This window comes from Autumnicola lenta (genome assembly GCF_031846515.1).
GTDB lineage: Bacteria > Bacteroidota > Bacteroidia > Flavobacteriales > Flavobacteriaceae > Autumnicola > Autumnicola lenta.
In genome coordinates this window covers 32,923-52,226 of the sequence record NZ_JAVRHO010000024.1, presented here as the reverse complement: position 1 = coordinate 52,226, position 19,304 = coordinate 32,923, and the positions used below count along the sequence as shown (strand labels likewise).

At 40.0% G+C, this 19,304-nt stretch carries 16 protein-coding genes, 1 pseudogene and 1 riboswitch; of the genes and pseudogenes, 8 read left to right on the top strand and 9 right to left on the bottom strand.

Annotated features, from left to right (window positions below):
• Nucleotides 1-15: 15 nt before the first annotated feature.
• Together RM545_RS17600 and RM545_RS14790 are read left to right on the top strand one after the other, a co-directional pair.
• Nucleotides 16-210 (top strand): Arm DNA-binding domain-containing protein, encoded by a 195-nt coding sequence (locus tag RM545_RS17600; protein WP_349254710.1) that lies wholly within the window; start codon nt 16-18, stop codon nt 208-210.
• Nucleotides 211-374: 164 nt separating this feature from the next.
• Nucleotides 375-584 (top strand): annotated as a pseudogene (locus RM545_RS14790) (phage integrase SAM-like domain-containing protein); the annotation flags it as partial.
• Here the strand turns inward: RM545_RS14790 and RM545_RS14785 are convergent.
• Nucleotides 542-883: a hypothetical protein gene (locus RM545_RS14785; protein WP_311496062.1), complete on the bottom strand. Its 342-nt coding sequence runs from the start codon at nt 881-883 to the stop codon at nt 542-544. The pseudogene RM545_RS14790 and the gene RM545_RS14785 overlap by 43 nt on opposite strands.
• Nucleotides 884-933: 50 nt before the next feature.
• On the bottom strand, nt 934-1,905 hold the full coding sequence (locus tag RM545_RS14780; RefSeq protein ID WP_311496061.1) for a virulence RhuM family protein/type II toxin-antitoxin system death-on-curing family toxin: 972 nt from the start codon (nt 1,903-1,905) through the stop codon (nt 934-936).
• A 1,015-nt stretch (nt 1,906-2,920) separates the two neighbouring features.
• On the opposite strand from RM545_RS14780, the gene RM545_RS14775 reads away from it, so the two are divergent.
• Nucleotides 2,921-4,915, top strand: a complete 1,995-nt coding sequence (locus RM545_RS14775) for an alpha/beta hydrolase (RefSeq protein WP_311496060.1) — start codon at nt 2,921-2,923, stop codon at nt 4,913-4,915.
• 311 nt (nt 4,916-5,226) lie between these two features.
• Here the strand turns inward: RM545_RS14775 and RM545_RS14770 are convergent, their stop codons facing one another.
• Entirely contained in the window at nt 5,227-6,348 is a 1,122-nt protein-coding gene (locus tag RM545_RS14770; RefSeq protein ID WP_311496059.1) for an aldo/keto reductase, read from the bottom strand.
• A gap of 240 nt (nt 6,349-6,588) precedes the next feature.
• Nucleotides 6,589-6,678, top strand: a riboswitch (TPP riboswitch).
• 71 nt (nt 6,679-6,749) lie between these two features.
• Here RM545_RS14770 and RM545_RS14765 point away from each other — a divergent pair.
• From RM545_RS14765 to RM545_RS14750, 4 genes are read left to right on the top strand one after another with little or no spacing between them, the layout of a single operon-like run.
• Nucleotides 6,750-7,472 carry a class I SAM-dependent methyltransferase gene (locus RM545_RS14765; RefSeq protein ID WP_311496058.1) on the top strand — a complete coding sequence of 241 codons (723 nt, stop codon included), beginning with the start codon at nt 6,750-6,752 and terminating at the stop codon, nt 7,470-7,472.
• A complete protein-coding gene (locus RM545_RS14760) occupies nt 7,472-8,527 on the top strand; it encodes an AIR synthase family protein (protein ID WP_311496057.1) in 1,056 nt (351 codons plus the stop codon). Before RM545_RS14765 ends, RM545_RS14760 begins: the two co-directional genes overlap by 1 nt.
• A complete protein-coding gene (locus RM545_RS14755) occupies nt 8,524-9,180 on the top strand; it encodes a thiamine phosphate synthase (RefSeq protein ID WP_311496056.1) in 657 nt (218 codons plus the stop codon). Before RM545_RS14760 ends, RM545_RS14755 begins: the two co-directional genes overlap by 4 nt.
• A complete protein-coding gene (locus RM545_RS14750; protein ID WP_311496055.1) occupies nt 9,161-9,454 on the top strand; it encodes a Trm112 family protein in 294 nt (97 codons plus the stop codon). Before RM545_RS14755 ends, RM545_RS14750 begins: the two co-directional genes overlap by 20 nt.
• 66 nt (nt 9,455-9,520) lie before the next feature.
• Here RM545_RS14750 and RM545_RS14745 read toward each other — a convergent pair whose 3' ends face one another.
• The 5 genes from RM545_RS14745 to surE all read right to left on the bottom strand — a co-directional run bounded on the left by RM545_RS14745 (nt 9,521) and on the right by surE (nt 17,106).
• A complete protein-coding gene (locus RM545_RS14745; protein WP_311496054.1) occupies nt 9,521-10,150 on the bottom strand; it encodes a cation diffusion facilitator family transporter in 630 nt (209 codons plus the stop codon).
• Nucleotides 10,151-10,172: 22 nt separating this feature from the next.
• A complete protein-coding gene (locus tag RM545_RS14740) occupies nt 10,173-11,372 on the bottom strand; it encodes an efflux RND transporter periplasmic adaptor subunit (protein WP_311496053.1) in 1,200 nt (399 codons plus the stop codon).
• An 11-nt stretch (nt 11,373-11,383) separates the two neighbouring features.
• Nucleotides 11,384-15,724 carry a CusA/CzcA family heavy metal efflux RND transporter gene (locus tag RM545_RS14735; protein WP_311496052.1) on the bottom strand — a complete coding sequence of 1,447 codons (4,341 nt, stop codon included), beginning with the start codon at nt 15,722-15,724 and terminating at the stop codon, nt 11,384-11,386.
• An 85-nt stretch (nt 15,725-15,809) separates the two neighbouring features.
• On the bottom strand, nt 15,810-16,127 hold the full coding sequence (locus RM545_RS14730; protein WP_311496051.1) for a DUF6660 family protein: 318 nt from the start codon (nt 16,125-16,127) through the stop codon (nt 15,810-15,812).
• Between the two features lie 247 nt (nt 16,128-16,374).
• The gene (gene surE / locus RM545_RS14725; RefSeq protein ID WP_311496050.1) at nt 16,375-17,106 is read right to left on the bottom strand and encodes a 5'/3'-nucleotidase SurE; all 732 of its coding nucleotides are present in this window, start codon (nt 17,104-17,106) and stop codon (nt 16,375-16,377) included.
• A 211-nt stretch (nt 17,107-17,317) separates the two neighbouring features.
• On the opposite strand from surE, the gene RM545_RS14720 reads away from it, so the two are divergent.
• Nucleotides 17,318-18,238, top strand: a complete 921-nt coding sequence (locus RM545_RS14720; RefSeq protein ID WP_311496049.1) for a diacylglycerol/lipid kinase family protein — start codon at nt 17,318-17,320, stop codon at nt 18,236-18,238.
• A 111-nt stretch (nt 18,239-18,349) separates the two neighbouring features.
• Here RM545_RS14720 and RM545_RS14715 read toward each other — a convergent pair whose 3' ends face one another.
• A complete protein-coding gene (locus tag RM545_RS14715; RefSeq protein ID WP_311496048.1) occupies nt 18,350-19,246 on the bottom strand; it encodes a carbohydrate kinase family protein in 897 nt (298 codons plus the stop codon).
• Nucleotides 19,247-19,304 lie beyond the last annotated feature (58 nt).

The following is a 19,304-nucleotide window of genomic DNA, read 5'->3' as shown; positions in this document are numbered from 1 at the left end:
TAAAGCGATCAAGCAATGCGTACCAGTCAAACCTTTTCTATTTCTTTTTTCATCCGCAAAAAGAAAAAGCAACCAGAACTCGCCCTCCTTTATGCCCGAGTGACCGTTAACAGTAAATCATTAGAAATTAGTTTAAAACGAACTTTGCCTGTAAACAGGTGGAACCAATCAGCCGGAAAAATAATAGGCAATAGTGCAGAAAGCTATTAAATCAATAAAAACTGGATGAAACCAAGGCTCTTTTGTATAAGGCGTACGATAGTTTGTTGAAAGAAGATCAGGTCATTACGGCTCACCTTAATAAAGATCGATTTTTAGGAACCGATCAGCAGCACTATACTCTACTTTATCTTTCAAGTTATCACGACCAAAAAATGTCGGATGTCTTGAAGTACGGCACCATGAAGAATTACAGGACTACAGAGAATTACCTGAAGGAGTACCTGAAAAAACAACATCGTACTTCAGATATCTATTTAAAGCAGATCAATTACCAGTTTACCTTAGGCTTTGAAAGTTATCTCCGCTCACTATCGAGCCTTCAAAATAACGGAGTTATGAAGCACATGGAGCGATTTAAGAAGCTAATGCGACTGGCGGAACATCTAAACTGGATTGAGAAAAACCCCACCAAAAGGTTTAAACTTCGCTTTGACCAAGTGGAGAACCCTTTTCTGTTGTATTTTCTTTTTCCCTTTACCATATCAATGGGATCCATGTCAAGAAGCAGGGCAGCGGTGGTCCTGTCATCAGAACTTTCAGGATAAAATATGTGGGCTTTCCCTATAGCAAGATCAATAGACTGAAACCGGTTTGGATGCTTATGAAGCAGAAATCCAAGATCAGTAGCCGGGAAATGTGTTGTGGAAATGGTTAATATCATTTTTCTTGAATCTCTTATTTTTGTATCTAATGTTGTTCAGGATGTGAAAATTATTCATTGATAAGATTAACAACCAGCTGCACCATTAATTCTTTTTCTGCCGGATCGCTTTGGGCAATAAGCAATGTCAGCGCGGTAAGTCCATTATCGTTGATTTTAAGTTCTCCTGATGTTTTCAAAGAATACTTATTCTTTTCGAGAAACCAAATAAAGAGGAATGCTCCAATACGTTTGTTCCCATCGGTAAACGAATGGTTCTTTACAATAAAATACAGAAGATTTGCTGCTTGTTCTTCTATGCTTCCATATAGGTATTGCCCATCAAAAGTCTGGACAATTGTTTGAAGGGAACTTTTAAACCCTTGATCCTTTTCATTTCCGAAGATACTGTTTGCCTGGTTTTTATCTATAAGCTGTTGTTTTAAAACCTGAATGGCTCCTTTGGCTTCGGAATAGCTAATCTCATAGGTGATATCGGAATTCAGGGACTCATTGCTTAGATCATTGCTATCATATTTGTTAAGCATAATGAAACTCTTGGTATACCTACTTAAAATTTCCAGGAGTCCGTTTGTCTCTGATACTTGCAAGGCAGGATTTCCTGAAGACTTATTTATCACCTCTACTACCTTTTCCAGTTGATCCAAGCGCTTCTGGTTAATTGCATATCCCTTCACGAGAAAATCCTTCAGTCGTTGTGTCGCCCATTGACGAAATTGGGTTCCTCTTTTCGATTTAACCCTGTAACCTACCGATATAATGACGTCGAGGTTATAATATTCTATCTTTCGGTTTACTTTTCTTTTACCTTCTTTTTGAACTGTCAAGTATTCCTTGACGGTTGCCTGTTTTTCCAGTTCGCCTTCGTTATAACAATTCCTTATATGCAGGCTTATATTTTGTTTAGTCTGTTCAAAAAGAGTTGCCATTTGTTGTTGAGACAGCCAAACGCTCTCCTCCTCAAATTTTACTTCGACCTGAGAGATCCCGTCAGGGGTCTTATAAATTTCTATGTTTTCCAAGATAATCTACTTTTAAAAAACTTTAAGGCAACTTTGTCAGTATGGTTCTTCTGTACTGTTTTAAAACACCCATTCTTCTTCAGTAATATCCAAACTTATACCTTTCACTTCCTACTATTGAGGTTGCTCCTTCAAGCACCTTCATATTTTCTTCATTTATTCTCTCGTATAAAGATAATTATATCCAAGAAACAGAGATCTACACATCCTCCTTCTCCAGAGATAAATGGTGAATAACTGTTATTTTTATTTTGGGGCTAAGATGATGATTTTCTACGTCAATACATGTCGTTAAAAAGCAGATACTCCCATATCTTATTAAGCTGTAACTTTCGGATTTCCATCTTAAGAACATATGAAAAATTAAGCGATGTTTTACACATAGAGTTCTCGTAGTTTAACGACAGTACAAATTCTATGGATAAGTTTATTCTAAGTGATGATTCTAAAGGGTAGCTTTTTTTTATTCCCGAAGTGAACTGCAGCCGCAACTCTTCTAAAATTTGCCGATTTTCGTCCGTCGCAAAGAGGTCTCAAAAATGGCAATTATCGACCTTATTTAGCTGATAGGTAACGGCACAAAGTCCGATTACTGACCTAACCTTTTGAAACAAAAATAGCTGAAAACCTAATTTTTGCACTCTACTCTGCCCTGAATGCCTCACAATTGAGAGGTAACTGTAGTGGTATTTAACTGATATAAATAGACTATTTTTTTAGCTGTAAATCACATGCAGGTGTAAAATACTTAAGTGAAACACGTTGATCAAAAGAGTAGATAGTTTATAACTTTTTATTCAAAGCTATATGTGAAAAAACTGGTGTTACTAGTCACTTATTTTAAAAAATCAAGGGAAATCCCCCATTGATACTTTGTCCTTTTCTTTTTAGTTTTATTCGACAGAATTTTCACAAAAAAATTCTAACTATTCCCATCATTCCAATCCCCTTTTTAAAAATAAGTATTAAGAATAAACCATTCTAGAATAATTATTAATCATAAAAACAATCGATTATGAAGAAGATGACTATGTATTTGGTCCTGATGGTATTTTTGGGAACCTTGTTTTCCTGTACTAAAGAGGAAACTAGACCGAATGATTTAAACCCCGAAAAAGCCACGCTATCCTTTGGTTCACTGTTGAACGACATGGTGAACAACAGAGCGGCAATTAAACAACAATTTGATGAGTTTCCTGATTGTTCAGATGGTATTCCCGCTTATGTGGAGGTCGCCCTTTCCCAGGATGGAGCCTGGGCGGTAGGAAACGAGACAGATCCGCTCCAGGTAGATCTTAACCCTAATCCAGATGATTACGACGGGGATGGAATAGATAACTATTTCACTGAGTTCTCGTACGAACTGGAACTTGATCCCGGCGACTATGTCCTGGAATATTTTAAAGTTTTTGATGATAGCGGCAATGAGCTTTGGATTGCACCCCGTAGCGGAAACTTCGATAACTTTGTAGATAATGCACTGCCTTTGGCCATTTCTCTTGGGGCCGGTGTTAAAAAGTACGTAAGTGTAGATGTGGTTTGTTTCGATAATCGTATTGTCAACGAGTATGGCTATCTATTCTTTGACATCAATGCCAGTGAACTCATAGAATTCTGCATTTTTGGTAATTTTTGTGAGGAAAATGGCCGCCATTACCCTGCACATTTCAGCGTAGATGTCTGGCACTATAGTGGAGATTCCCAAAATCCCAGAGGAGAGGTAATAGTGTCTGATTCTATGAACAATACAGGAGTAAACGGCGAGGGAGATTTCTATGCCGATCCCCTTTGTATAACATTACCTTCAGAAGGAAACAATGAATATTATTTTGAAATCACTTTATTGGAATCAGATGAATATGATGCTGAAGAAAGACTGATACGCAGCGGAGTGATTACCGATGAAGATATAAGAGATTTATATGACGGTGATGATAATACAGAATATTATCATTTTATGGAAGGTAACTGCGGAAGTGAGGATTCTCCCGCTCTTTTCGATATGGGTAATGGGCAGGAATTGGAACCTGAAGGACCAACTCCGGAATGGGGACCTTCTATAACCGACCCTATGCTGGTTGTCATTGAGCAATTACTAAGCTACGATTTCCCTCCACTTCATACTTTATCCGCAGAAGAGGCACGCTTGCAGCCAACTTTTGCAGATGCCTATATGGATGTTATCGAGGAGTACAACATTCCCATACCAAATACGAACGTCAGCACCACCGATATTTCCATTCCTGTAGAGGGAGGAGCAATAAACGGGCGTATTTACACTCCCGATACGGGAAGGGAAGATTATCCCGTGATTGTTTATTATCACGGCGGTGGCTGGGTCATTGCCGGTATAGATACTTACGATGCTTCTATTAGAGCACTGGCTAATAAAGCAGATGCAATTGTGGTAGCTGTGGGATATCGCCAGGCACCGGAAAATAAATTCCCCACTGCTCATAATGATGCTTATGCTGCTTATTTATGGACGCTGGACAATGCAGATTCTTTCAACGGAAATAGTGAAGAAGTCGCTGTGGTAGGTGAAAGTGCAGGTGGTAATTTGGCCGCAGGTGTTAGTATTATGGCCAGAAATAATAACGAACAGCTTCCGGTCCACCAGGCGTTGATCTATCCAATCGCCAATTATGATTTTAATACACCTTCATATATCGAATATCAGAATGCTGTACCACTCAACAGACCTCTAATGATGTGGTTCTTCGACAAATATCTTAACAGTCCTGCAGAAGGGGATAATCCTTTAATCTCTCTTGTTGATGCAGATTTAACCGGTCTTCCTCCAAGTACGGTGATCAGTGCTCAAATAGATCCGCTGCAAAGTGAGGGACAACAACTAGCTCAGGAACTGCAGGATGCCGGTGTGGAAACCACTTATGAACTTTATATTGGTGTAACTCACGAATTCTTCGGAATGGGAGCTGTGGTACCACAGGCAGATGAGGCACAGGATCTTGTTGCTGCAGAACTTAGGGAAGCTTTTAATAATTAGTAAATGTAAATACTGCTGGTGTTACGCAGTAAATTCTGGAAAATTAATGATAATAAGAAGCCGCCTCATTTATTAAAGTGAGACGGCTTTTTCTTTTTATATAAATCAATTCAGGATCATCTTTAAAAAGATACCAGGAATTCCTTCCTTTCCAAATATACTCCTGCTCGTTATAACCTGGAATCAGCCAAAAGCAGGGATGCTTAGGAACTGTCCCAACCCCTTCAAAAGCTCAAGGTAGAAAATATAGTTCGGCTGGAAGGAAGCATCCAATTTGGCAATTATCATCTCATTCATTAAAAACCCTTCCATTAAGATGCTTGCGGCTCCGGTGCATTTTGGGCGATTAAATTCTCAGATTTTAATTCTTTCCAAAAGTCCTCCGGAATAGTTTCACTCATAGATTTTGCGTTGGCAGAAGATTGATAAGGTTTACTTGCTCCGGGAATTACAGAAGCAACCACCTTAGGTGCTGCAGAAAATTGTAAGGCTGCACTTCGTAAATCCACACCATGATTTTGTGCGATATTGTTCATTTTCTCCCTCTTCTTTAGAAAACCATCCGGTATTCCTTCACTGTAGTTATAACGGTCTTTGCCGGCAAGGAAACCTGCATTCAAAGGTGCACCTATCATAAGCGAAATATCTTCCTTTTCACAAACAGGAAATAACTTATTTAAAGCATCTTTATGGTGCATTAGGGAATACTGGGTTGCGGAGAGAAAAATGTCGGGATCACTTACTTCAATGGCTTTTAGAATTGGTTCTATAGTGTTTACACCAAAACCCCAGCCTTTAATAAGACCTTCTTCCCTCATCTTTATGAGTTCTGGCATGGCTCCTTTTTGCGCTACTTCAAAATATTTAACCCAATCTTCTTTCATATCGCCATTATCCGGAGAAAGATCATGGATATAAACTATGTCCAGTGATGAGAGACCCATTCGGTGTAAAGTATCCTCCACAGATTTACGTACACCCTCCGCCGAATAATCATACGCATAATCAAAATTTAGCTTTCCTTTCCATATGCCTGGATTCTTTTCAAAGTCCGGAGCAGGTTTTAAGATCCGTCCAATTTTACTCGATAAAATATAATCTTCGCGGTTTTTGTTGAAAAGAAAGCTTCCCATTCGTCTTTCGCTAATTCCCAGTCCATACCAGGGAGAAGTATCAAAATGTCTTACCCCATTATTCCATGCAGCTTCCATCGTATTTCGTATTTCTTCATCAGAATTCACATGAAAGCCATTACCGGCTCCTACTCCACCCATTCCAAAGTTCATCTTCGGCCTAAATTTTTCCAGTAACATATTTTCGTTGGTTAACGGGGAGGTAATTCCCGGTCCAGAAGCAAAGACTGTAGCAGGTGCAGCAACAGTCGCAGCCGAAGTAAGCATTGTTTTATATATAAAATCTCTTCTTGTAGTCATAACATGTTGTCTTTTAATTAGCTTTATAAAAGCAAAGATTTAATTTACAAAATAGCTTTCAGAAAAAACTTCTTACCGGAAAAAAAGATGAGCATGACAGAAATAATCGCTTTCCACAATGAGAATCTAGGCGAATTTTTGAAGCTTACATATGCTGCCTATTGTAAATTGTATACTCCAAAAATTTTAAAAAACTGTTATAATTAAAAAGATTATCCAACAGATTAATCTTAACTTTGCAATTATTGCACGGGGTGCCTGTAACGGCTGAGATAATACCCGCTACCTGAAATGGATAATGCCAACGTAGGGATGCAGCTTTAAAATATTTCCATTTTAAACTCCATTCTATCTGGCTATCCAATAATAGATTGGAGTTTTTATTTAAATAAGCTACTAAAATGGAGATAGAAAAAAGTAACTTTCAATTACTTCCCAAAACACATCAGAACTGGCAGGAAAGGCCGGAATGGTTTTTTAACCGAGAGCATACAGACACCTATGAGCAATGGTATGAAGGAAGGTACAAACGTGCTGAAGTCTGGCAAAAAAAAGTAATGGAACAGCTTGTATCCAAAGATACAAGGGTTGAAACATTACTCGAATTTGGTTGTGGAACAACCCGGTTTACACGCTGGTGGAAAGAAATTGGTATTGAAGCTACCGGAGGAGATATTTCTCCGCTAATGCTTTCCCAGGCTGTAAACTTGTTCGACGGAGATTTGGTAATGGCCGATTCTCATCATATGCCTTTTAAAGATAATACGTTCGACTCCCTGGCTTTTATAACCACCTTCGAATATTATAAAGATCCCGTAAAAGTGATACAGGAAGCAGCAAGAGTTGGAAAATATGGAATAGCAATGGGAATGATGAACAGAAATTCTCCTAAGGTTGTCCGGAGAAGGATTCAGGAAATTTTTGGTAAAAATCCGTTTTATCTTACTGCAACTTTTTATACACCGTCAAAGTTGACTTCTATTATTAATGAAGCTCTAAAAGGCAGAGAGTACTCGATCGAATGGTCCTGCACCGGGCTGCCCAAATGGTTTCCTGTACAGCAATGGGGAATTCCTTATGGCGACTTCTTTGGCTTATATGTACAATTTAAAGATGTAGACTAATGAGCAAGGAACTGGGAAAAATTCAGGACGAGACATTTGAAGAGATTATTTTTAATAACTGCGGGCGTTCAAGGCAGGAAGTTAGTGTAGGTCCCGCATTTGGTGTGGATGTTTCTGTAGTAGATCTTCCTAACGGACTTGCGCTCGCATCTACCAGCGATCCGCTTTCTCTTATTCCTTCTCTCGGCCTGGAAGAATCTGCCTGGTTATCTGTTCACCTAATGGCAAATGACATGGCCACTACCGGCTTTGCGCCTATGTATGGACAAGTGGTGCTGAATTTACCTGCGGGGTTTTCCAGGGAAGATTTTAAAACTTACTGGCAGTATATTCACAAGTTTTCTGATGATATAGGCTTAGCCATTACCGGCGGTCATACAGGATTTATAGAGGGTCAAAATTCCACAATATCGGGCGGAGGTACTTTTTCTACCGTAGCTCCTAAAAAGGATATTTTAATTTCCCAAAATGCAAATCCAAATGATGTTATCCTCGTGACAAAACAATGTGCCTTATCCTCCTCTTCTATCCTGGGAATGAGCTTTCCGGAAACTATAAGAAAGAAACTTGGACACGAAATTTACGAGGAATCCTGCAACAATTTTTATCAGACCTCATCTTTAAAAGATGCTTTGGCGGCCGCAGGTAAAGAAGAGAAACATAAAGATGTAACGGCTATGCACGACGTTACAGAGGGCGGAGTTCTGGGTGCAATTTATGAACTGGCACGGGCATCTGGAAACGGAGCCCAGGTATATAACGAATTGTTACCGGTTGGTAACGTACAAAAGCAGATTTGCGACTTGTTCTCCATAGATCCCCGGTTCAGTATTGGTGCCGGGTCTATGATTATTACCTGCAAAAAAGGAAGTGAGCAGGATGTTATCGCGAGACTAAATGAAGAAGATATTCGCTGCACCGTTGTCGGGGAAATTACTGAAAAGGAAGAAGGAATAAAGCTAATGGAGAACGGAATTAATAAAGAACTCCCCTACCCTTCTGAAGATCCCTACTGGAGCGCATTCTTTAAAGCATTAAATTCAGGTTGGAAATGACGAAAATTGCCAAAATAAGAGGCGGACTTTATCTTGTTCTGGATCCTTCCATGCACAGGGATGAATTATTCAGAAAATTAAATGAAGTCCTCCAAGAAAAAATTGCAGTCGTTCAAATCTGGGATAATTTCCCTCCGTCTATAGACGAGGTGGAATTGGTAAATGAGATTTGTGATTTATGCCATTCCAGGAATGTACCGGTATTTTTAAACAATAACTGGCACCTTAAGAAGTCTACCCATGCAGATGGGATTCATTTTGATATAATTCCTGAAAATTTCAGCGAATTACGAGAAGAATTGAGTGCAGATTGTATGTTTGGAGTGACTTGCACCAATAATTTGTCGGTAATTAATTGGGCTGAAGAGAATAAGCTGGATTACATTTCTTTTTGTTCCATGTTTCCGTCTAAAACCAGTAACAGTTGTGAGCTGGTTTCTTTTGAAACAATAAAAAAAGCCCGGGAAATTACCGATATGCCCATTTTTCTTGCTGGCGGTATTCAGTATCAAAATATTAAAGATTTAAAGAATATCAAATTTGAAGGTGTTGCAGTTATTTCGGGAATTATGAGTTCCGAAGATCCAAAACGGGCAACCAGAGAATATTTATCAGAATTAAAGCGTATAAAAAATGAAAATAGCCACAATTAATAAATTATGCTGTCCTTTCGATAAAAAAGATTTACAGCTTACCATAATCACCAAAGATGTTGAAGAAAACATTCTTGAAGGTTTTCTAACCTGCAAAAGCTGCAACAGGATTTATCCTATGGTAAAAGGGATCCCCATAATGAATCCTGACGAATACAGGGAATTTAAGCTGGAACAGCCCCTTCTTGAAAAATATCAGTCTCACTTAAAAGGAAAGAAAATTGAAAATTTCAGGCTCCTGCCAAATGATGATGAACCAAAAGAAATTGTATAAGACCTAATTTTCCCATTATCTATCGAAAATTGCCAAATTAAGCACCAGGCCCGGGAGGTGGTAAAGTTATTCCGTTTTTACATTTTTACCATTGTTATAAGCCTCCCAGCCTTCTTTTAAGGCATAGGGAACAATTAGAAGGGCAGCTACGGGATCTGCCCACCACCAATCGAGAAAATGTACTGCCAGGATTCCTCCCAGCACGGCTATGGTTTGATACAGGCAAACAAAAGTATCCTTGGAATCTGCAATTAATTCCTTACTGTCAAGTTTTTTGCCGTATTTGTATTTATACCAGATAAGGAATGGGTTTACCACAAGGGAAACCAGCAGAATTATTAATCCCGCTGTACTCCAATCAGGAATTTCTTTATTAATTAATTTGGTGATAGAATCGTATGTAATAAAAGTACTTATTAAAAGGAAGGAAAGGGCAATAACAAACAGCGTGATCCTTTCCCTCCTTTGCACTTTTTTCTTACTTATATCATTCAGTTCGCCGTTAAGACGCCACCAAAGTGTACTTCCCGAAATAACTTCCACAACGCTATCCAACCCCCAACCAATTAAGGCAGAGCTACCGGAAGAAAATCCTGCAATTAAGGAAACCAGGACCTCCACACTATCATAGATAATATTAAAGGTCTGGACATTTCTTCCTTTTCTTAAATTACTTTCCCTTTGTTGATCTTTCATAATTAAGAATTAGCAAATTTTATTAATGGCTATGGCCACCTTCTCCTTTTTGCATTTGAGCCTGTAAATAATAAGCATTATTGTAAGCGAACTGCGTACCGGGTGCTACCGGAGATAGAAAGTTAACAGCAACCCAGCCTCCACTACTCACACCAGTGGTAATTTTCACCGGCTGGAAACTCCAGGCATCTCCTTCCTTTTCTGCCTTAAAAGCAAATAAATCATCACCATCCCGGCCAATAGCAGCTTCAGGAAGGGCTGTAGTTTCAGAATTATCGGTTAAAATCCTTCCGCGAACATACATTCCCGGAATAAGGTTTCCTGGCCTGTTGTTTATTTCGGCATGTGCATGCACAGCTTTTCTTTCCCTGTCAAAAGATTTACTAATAGAGATAATTTCAGCATTAAGTTCCATTCCTCCCAGTGATTCTACAATAATTATAACCTCCTGCCCGGCTGTGACCTTAGAAATATCCCGTTCAAAGACCATAAGATCGGCATGCACATCCTGGGTATTCACCACTTCAAACATCGAGGTTTGTGCTTCTACAAACTGTCCGGTTTTTACATTTGTTTCCTGCACAGTACCTACAATAGGACTCTTTATGGCTATACGCTGATTAATATTTCCCACCTGAATGTTTCCTGAATTTAGATTGAGTAACTGCAACTGCGACTTTAATCCCTGCACCCTGCCTTTCGCATTCTGAAGTTCGGCTTCTGCCCTCTGAAAAGTTTCTCCCGAACCTACCCCGGCTTCATATAATTTCTGTTGTCTGTTGAATTCCTTCTCCTGGAATTTGAGCTGATTAGAGGCATTGAGAAAATCCGTTTGAACCTGGATAATATCGGGGTGGGAAATATAAGCCAGCACCTGTCCCTTACGTACTTCCTCCCCTTCAATAACCATTATTTCAACCACATTTGCTCCAATTACAGCAGTAACCGAAGCTTCATTTTGCGGTGGTACCTCCAGTTCCCCGTTAGCTTCCACAAAGCCTGCCATATTGCGTTCCTGCAGTGAATCTACCTCCATTCCAAGAGCTTCAAATTGTTGCCGGGAAAGCATGGCTTCCTCTATTTCATCGTGACCTCCTTCTTTATCTTTATGTTCTTCTGAAGGGACTATTTCATTTTTATCTTCAGAATCTTTACATGAAGTAAGGCTGAAAAAAGTAAAGATTACGAGTAATAATTTGGTATTTATTGTCTTTATTTTCATTTTAATAGCTGTTAATCGTTAAGAAAAAATTGAAGATTTGCATATGCTTTCAAATATTGCTGAAGGGAATCCAGCGCACTTAATTCCACCTGTACCACCTTGTCCAGGATATCGATAAATGCCAAATATGCTATTGCTCCTTCGTTAAAAGCGAGCAGAGCGCCTTCCTGCTGTTCGGCGGTCACGGGTAAAGCTTCTTCTTTATAGTATTCCCAGGAAGCCTTCCATTTCTGATAATTCTTTAGCGCCTGTGAAAAATCCACCTCCAGTTGTCGTTTTTCAAAACCCGCCGTGCGCTCTGCTATTTCGGCTTCTATCTTTGCAGCCTGTGTATTGCCATAGGTTTCTCCTGAAAGAAACGGAATGGACAATCCTGCCTGATAACTGTAAAATCCGCTGTTACCGTTTACTTCCTGCACCCCGTATTGCAAGTTTAACTTCGGAAGCAAAGCTGCCCTGGTGGCCTTGTGTTCTGCTTCGGCTACTTCCACGTTTTGCCTGGAAACTTCCAGCATCGGGTGCTCCTGAAGGTTTTCAGCTAAAAATTCTTCATTTACAATAAACGGAGGCTCCAGTTCCTCCGGCACCGAATAATAATTTTCCTGTCCCAGCCAAAGATTCAGCCTTTCAAGAGCAGTGGAATAATCGGTATACGCCTGTTCCTTTTGTATTGTTATCTGACTAACCTCACTTCTGGCGGTAATCATCTCCAGTCGGGAAATTGCCTCTACTTCATACCGAAGAGAAACCGCACTTTCAAACTGCTGATAAATAGAATCTAGTTCTGAAAATAAAGCGTATTTCCTTTTTGCTACAAAAGCTTCAATCCAGGCAGATTTCACCTCCCGGGAAACCTCCAATTGCGATAGTTCAAAGGCTTTTTCTGCTAAAGTAATACGCTCGTTCTGCAACCGCAGTTTTGGTGCTATCCCTAAAATATCAATTCCCTGTTGCTGAAATCCCAGCCTGGTATATACTCCGCGGTCATTTGCAATTTCTTCCCCTCCGGTTAATACCTGGGTGGTTCCAAAATCCCACGCCGATTTTCTTAGAACCTCCTGCTGTTCTACTTTAAGCTGTTTATTTTTTAACAGCGGAAAATTTTTAACAGCTAGTTCCTCTGCTTCAGCCATTGTTAAGACGGGAAAATCATCGCTTTCCTGCGCTGTCAGATTTTTAGGAACAAAACATAAAACAGACAGAACTATAGTGGCAATCACGGGTTTCCCAATAAAGTTCCTGCCGGTAGAACGCTCTTCCACCATCTTATATAGAATAGGTAAAATAAACAGCGTTAGAAAAGTTGAAGTTAGTAATCCGCCAATTACTACCGTTGCCAGCGGCCTTTGCACCTCTGCCCCGGCCGATGACGAAATGGCCATTGGTAGAAATCCAAGAACATCTGTAAGGGCAGTCAGCAGGATTGGTCGTATTCGTCTGCGTGTTCCCAGGCTTATACGTTCCTGTAGGTTGGTAACTCCTTCTTCCTTTAATTCATTTAAACCACTAATCAAAACGAGTCCGTTAAGCACCGCCACTCCAAATAATACAATAAATCCTACTCCGGCAGAAATACTAAAAGGCATATCCCGCAACCACAGTGCGTAAACTCCGCCAATAGCTGCCAACGGTATAGCTACATAGATCATCGTGGTCTGTTTAAATGATTTTAAAGCGAAATAAATAAGAATGAATATGAGCAACAGAGCGATGGGGACTACCACCTGTAACCGGCTACTTGCTCTTTCCAGGTTTTCGAATGCTCCACCGTACCTGATGTAATATCCCGCCGGCAGATCAAATTCCGCATTCAGCTTTATCTGGATATCCTCTACCACAGACTTTACATCGCGATTCCTGATGTTTACCCCAACATTTATTCTTCTGTTCGTATTATCGCGGCTTATTTGCATTGGCCCGGGCTTATAACTTACCTCTGCTATTTCCCGGAGCGGAATCTGATTTCCTGAAGGCAAAGCAACGTACAGGTTCCTGAGATTATCAATATTCGTACGGTGCTCTTCATCTAAACGGACGACCAGTTCGAACCGCCTCTCGCCTTCAAAAATAACCCCGGCCTTTCCTCCGGCAAAGGCAGATTGGACCAGAGAATTAAGATCGTTGATATTCAATCCATATTGTGCGACTTTGCTCCTGTTATAGTTCACCGTAATTTGGGGAAGGCCTGCGGTAGCTTCCACCTTCATATCTGCAACCCCTTCTACGGTGGAGATAATACTTCCCATCTCTTCAGCCTTGTCAGCAAGAATGTTCAGGTCTTCGCCATACAATTTTATGGCAACATCTTCCCGAACGCCGGTAAGCAATTCATTAAACCGCATCTCCACAGGTTGGGTAAATTCGTAACTCACCCCCGGAATAATACTCAGGGTTTCCTTCATTTTCTCTATAAGCTCGTCTTTTGTATCTGCTGAAACCCATTCGGAACGGGGTTTCAGAATAACGAAGCTATCGGCCAGGTCCATAGGCATTGGATCTGTAGGCACATCAGAAACCCCAAACCTGCTCACTACTTGTTCAATTTCGGGATATTCACTTAGCAGAAGTTTTTCTATTTTGGTGGCTGTTTCTGTTCCTTCAGTTAAAGAACTACCCGGTTTCATTATAATGTGAAAAGCAATATCACCCTCATCCAGCTGCGGTACAAATTCTCCCCCCATTCTGATAAAAAGGAAAACAGCAAGTACTAAAAGGGCTATTCCTACACCTAAAACAACTTTTCCTTTATCCAGAGATTTTTTGAGAAGAGGTTTATACCTGGCTTCAAGCCAAAGTATAAATATATCGCCCCAGGATTTTTTTTGTGTCGTGGGCGCCTTTAGGAACAACGCCGAAATCATCGGTACATACGTAAGGCACAGGATCATTGCGCCCAGCATGGCAAACATAAAAGTGAGTGCCATGGGCCTGAACATTTTTCCTTCTATTCCTTCCAGTGCCAGGATCGGCAGGAAAACGATGAGGATGATTAATTGTCCAAAAAACGCCGAATTCATCATCTTCTTTGCAGAACCGGAAGCAATTTCATCTTTCTCTCCCTGAGTTAGCTGCTTGTTTTTATTGATCCTCTGGTAAATGAGAAATACGGTACTTTCTACAATAATTACAGCACCGTCCACAATAATCCCAAAGTCAATAGCGCCCAAACTCATTAAATTCGCCCAAACATCAAAGACATTCATCAAAATAAAAGCAAAAAGAAGCGATAACGGAATCGTAGAAGCAACTATTAATCCGCCCCTCCAGTTCCCGAGCAACAAAACCAGAACAAAAATTACTATCAAACCTCCAACCATCAGGTTTTCACTAATTGTACCCGTAGTTTCGGCAATAAGTTCGCTCCTGTCCAAAAAGGGTTCTATGGAAACACCTTCGGGAAGGGATTTTTGAATTTCATCTATCCTGGTTTTTACATTTTCTATGACTTCGTTAGAATTCGCGCCTTTTAGCATCATTATCATTCCGCCTACTGCTTCCCCCTCTCCGTTCTTTGTGAGAGCTCCATAACTCACAGCACTTCCTGTCTTTACCGTAGCAACGTCCCTTACAGTAATCGGCACTCCTCCGGAATTTGTAATGACGATATTTTCTATATCCTCCACACTTCTCGCCAATCCTTCCCCACGTATAAAGTTTGCCTGGTGGTTACGTTCAATATAAGCTCCGCCGGTGTTTTGATTGTTGTTTTTAAGTGCAGTAAAAATATCTGAAATACTAAGGCCAATCGCCCTGAGTTCACCAGGATATACAGCAACTTCGTACTGTTTTATACGGCCGCCAACGCCGTTAACTTCAACCACCCCAGGAACCATTGCCATTTGCCGCCGTACAATCCAGTCCTGTATCGTGCGGAGTTCAGCAAGGCTATATTCCTCTTTATAAGGCTCCGCTACTTCCAACGTGTACTGATAGATCTCTCCAAGTCCGGTAGAAATGGGCCCCATAAATGTATTGCCAAATCCTTCGGGAATTTCTTCTTCCACAGCCCTCAGTTTTTCACCCACCAATTGCCTTGGCAGATAAGTTCCCATATCGTCTTCAAAAACAATGGTGACTACTGAAAGGCCAAACCTGGAAACCGACCTTATTTCTAAGACTCCGGGAAGGTTGCTCATGGCCACTTCAACGGGGTAAGTGACAAACTGTTCAATATCTTCGGTACCTAAGTTGGGAGCCTGTGATATTACCTGCACCTGGTTATTCGTAACATCGGGCTGAGCATCTATGGGTACCTGGCTCATGCTCCATATTCCGAATCCAACAAGAACAATGGTTAATAAGCCAATTATAAATTTATTATTGATTGAAAAATCAATGATTTTATCTAACATCTGGTATTTTTATTTAATTCAGAAAATAATAGAAGAATAACTTAAATAGTCATTCACGACAGGACATAAGTGTCCCTGGCCTGAATTAAATACGGGGTGGCTGAAGCAGGGAGCTGGAAAAATCTTTTTCCGGTGCTTCCAATCTTGTGGAAATAAGAGTGAGAATTTCGGGAGTAAAAATAGAAACTTCTGTTGATTGCAAATTTACTACATGCACATGGCAGCAGTGGCAATGGCAGAAAGGAGGACATAGATCTTCTGAAGAGTCTTGCGGATTATCACTTTCAGCATAAACTTCTATAGAAACCTCAGAATCTGAAGAAGAAGTCTGCGGCTCATCTGAACAATCCAGGAAGTTAAGTCCTAAAAAGTAAAAAGATAGTATTAGTGCTGCTATTTTCACAATGCAAATATAGAAATTATCTTGAACAGCAAATCGTTTACCGCTAGAGATCTTCAGATTTACTCAGATATAGATTCCGGATAATCAGAACGTCGGTTCAATTTTTTAAAATCAGGTCCCTGTCTTAAAATGGCAATTTTCGATATTTAGTACCGTTCAGAACCTTAAAGGCTTTTCTTCTGCAGCAGTTCTTATCTTTAGCAGGACATGACCAAACAAAATTCAATTATGTTCAAAAAACCTGTTGCTATTTATCTCTTTTTCTTTCGTTTAAATAGTTATGATCGGTAAGGTCCAGGATCATTGGGGTAATACTGGTTTTGCCATGCCTTACCGCCCAGCGATCTGTCCCTTCTTCAACTTCTTCAATCTGTACTACGGTAAACCAGTAATGCTGCCTTCCCATGGGATCTTTATTGGCTATTACCTTACCATCATAATGTCTTACAGATTGGTGGGTCCACAGGATTTCACCTTCAGGAGATCTGGGAAAGTTAATATTGAGCAGTTTACGTTCCTTTTCGTGCACCACTTCTTTAAGAGTATCAGAAACGAAAGGCTCCAGCGCCTCAAAATCTGTATCCTCTTCTCCTACTGAAACGCTTAATGCAATCCCCCTTATATCAAAAAGAACAGCTTGTCTTGCTGCGGAAAGGGTTCCTGAGTGCCATGCGGAATTTCCCAAATTTGAGCCTATGTTAATACCCGAAAGCACCAAATCTATGTCTTCAAATAAGTGAGCGCCAAGTGCGACACAATCTGCAGGAGTTCCACTTACACGGTAAGCTTCTATTCCTTCAAAGTGAATAGGCGATTTTTTATAGGTAATGGGTTTTCCCGAAGTTATCGCCTGTCCCATAGAAGATTGCTCCACATCTGGAGCCATAACAATTACTTCACCATATTTTGCTGCTGCATGTGCCAGGCAGGAAAGACCCGGACTATAAATTCCGTCGTCATTGGTTACCAGTATTTTCATAATTTCAAATTTTTGGTTTAGGTTCTTCTACTTTAAATTACAAAAACCAATGTTTTCTTTAGCCTTTATTTCTGAAAACCGATAAACTTTATAGTTCTTATAACAGGAGGCTAACATTTATTCTTAAAGATTATTTTTTCAATCTTAAGTTATCGTTAATCTGAAAGTAGAGACAAAATTTGTGATTAACTTTATTCTTAAATCTCTGCACATGAAGATGGTACAAATAGTTCATAATCCCACTGCTGGTAGCGGCGAACATAATAAGGAAGAGTTGATAGAAATTATAGAGGCTTCCGGTTATCGCGCCCAATACGTTTCTACCGACTATGTGTTTTGGAAGAAACAGCTTGACCTTCAGGAAACCGATGCTATTTTACTGGCCGGAGGTGATGGTACTGTGCGAAAACTGGCAAAAAATCTCATTAAAAAAGATCCTTCGCATATGGTGCCCCTTCATTTAATGCCTTTAGGGACTGCAAACAATATTTCTAAAGTACTTAATGTTGCGCAAAATAAAGAGCATCATGAGATAGATCTAAATAGAAAAACTACCAACTTTAGCTACGGAAAGATTAAAAGTACAGTAAAAAAAGACTTCTTTTTAGAAAGTTTTGGCTTCGGAATATTTCCAAAGTTAATTTCAGAAATGAAAAAGAGAGATTCTCCCGATGATCCTGACGAAAAACTGAAGCAAACCCTGCAAGTACTTCTTGAAATTCTAAAAAGTTACAAGCCAAAAAAGGCAAAGATCAAGACCAGTGGCTTCAAAATAAAAGGTGTCTTTTTGCTTGTGGAAATCATGAACATTAAACTTATAGGCCCAAATTTTACACTGGCTCCAAATGCCCATCCGGCAGATGATCATTTCGATTTGGTTTTAATTCCCGAAGAAAAGAGAAAAGACCTGGAGGGATACATTAGAAAACTTATAGAAAATAAAGCCTGTCATGCAGATCTGGAAAAAATTGTTACTGTGCTGCCGGTGCAAAAAGCCAACCTCAAATGTAGCGGTTCCAGGGTTCATGTTGACGACACCCTTATTTCTGATTACTTCGGAAGTAAATTCAAAATAAAGTTAGCTTCAGATCATTTACGATTTTTTACTGATGTTCCCGAAAAATCCCCTTAAGTTGAAAAATAACTAATTTTACTCGATAATCGAGATTTTAATGCTCCGGGGCTTGCCTCGAAATTGAAAATTATTTCTTCTTAATGCTTCGTGGGCTTGCCCCGAAGCAGTTTACTCTTTCGGATTTACAAAAGTCTCAATATCGGCAGTGGACAACTCTGGATTTGCACCTTCTTTTCCTGCCACCAATGCTCCAACGGCACAGGCATAATCTAATGCCTTTTGCGGGTTTTCCCCTATCAAAACTTTTGCGATTAAAGTCGCCAGAAAAGAATCTCCGGCACCTACAGTATCTTTCACTTTAGTTTGAAATCCGCTGTTATAGTACAATTTGCCCTCTGTTAAAAAAACTGCTCCATGCTGCCCTTTGGTTACACAAATGGAGCGTGCCGAAGTTTTTTCAGAAATAAAACTAAGGTTTTGCTCCAGGGAATTAAAAGGAGAACCCATCATTTCTGCAATTTCAAATAGCTCGTCATCGTTAAATTTGATAATATCGGCCTGCGCAATCAGCTTCTGTAAAACCTCATTTTCATAGTGTGGCGGCCTTAAGTTAATATCTAAAACCTTCAGTTTTGCTTCCGGCAAAAGTTCAAAAAGCGTGTTGCGGCTAACCTTGTCCCGGCAAACCAAACTTCCGAAGATAAACACGTCGGCTTCTCTTACAGAACGTATAATTTCTTCGGAAATAGCAATTTTATCCCACGCCACCGGATAGGCAATTTCGTAAGTTGCAGATCCACCTGAAGAAAGGCTCACATTGACCACTCCGGTAGGATATTTTTCATCTTTGGCAATGTTTTTCACTTCAATATTATTGGATTTCAAGTACGAAATAAGCTTTTCCCCTTTTTTATCGTTTCCAACCCGGCTTATAATTTCGGTATTGATTCCGAAGCTACTTAAACGGGAAGCTACATTAAGGGGCGCACCGCCAATACGTTCTTCATCTGGAAATACATCCCATAGAACCTCTCCAAAACAAATTGCTTTTATATCCTGTTTCATCTTGTTCAATTTTAATCGGAAAATTTCTTTGATTTCATTACTTACGGTCGAAAATTGA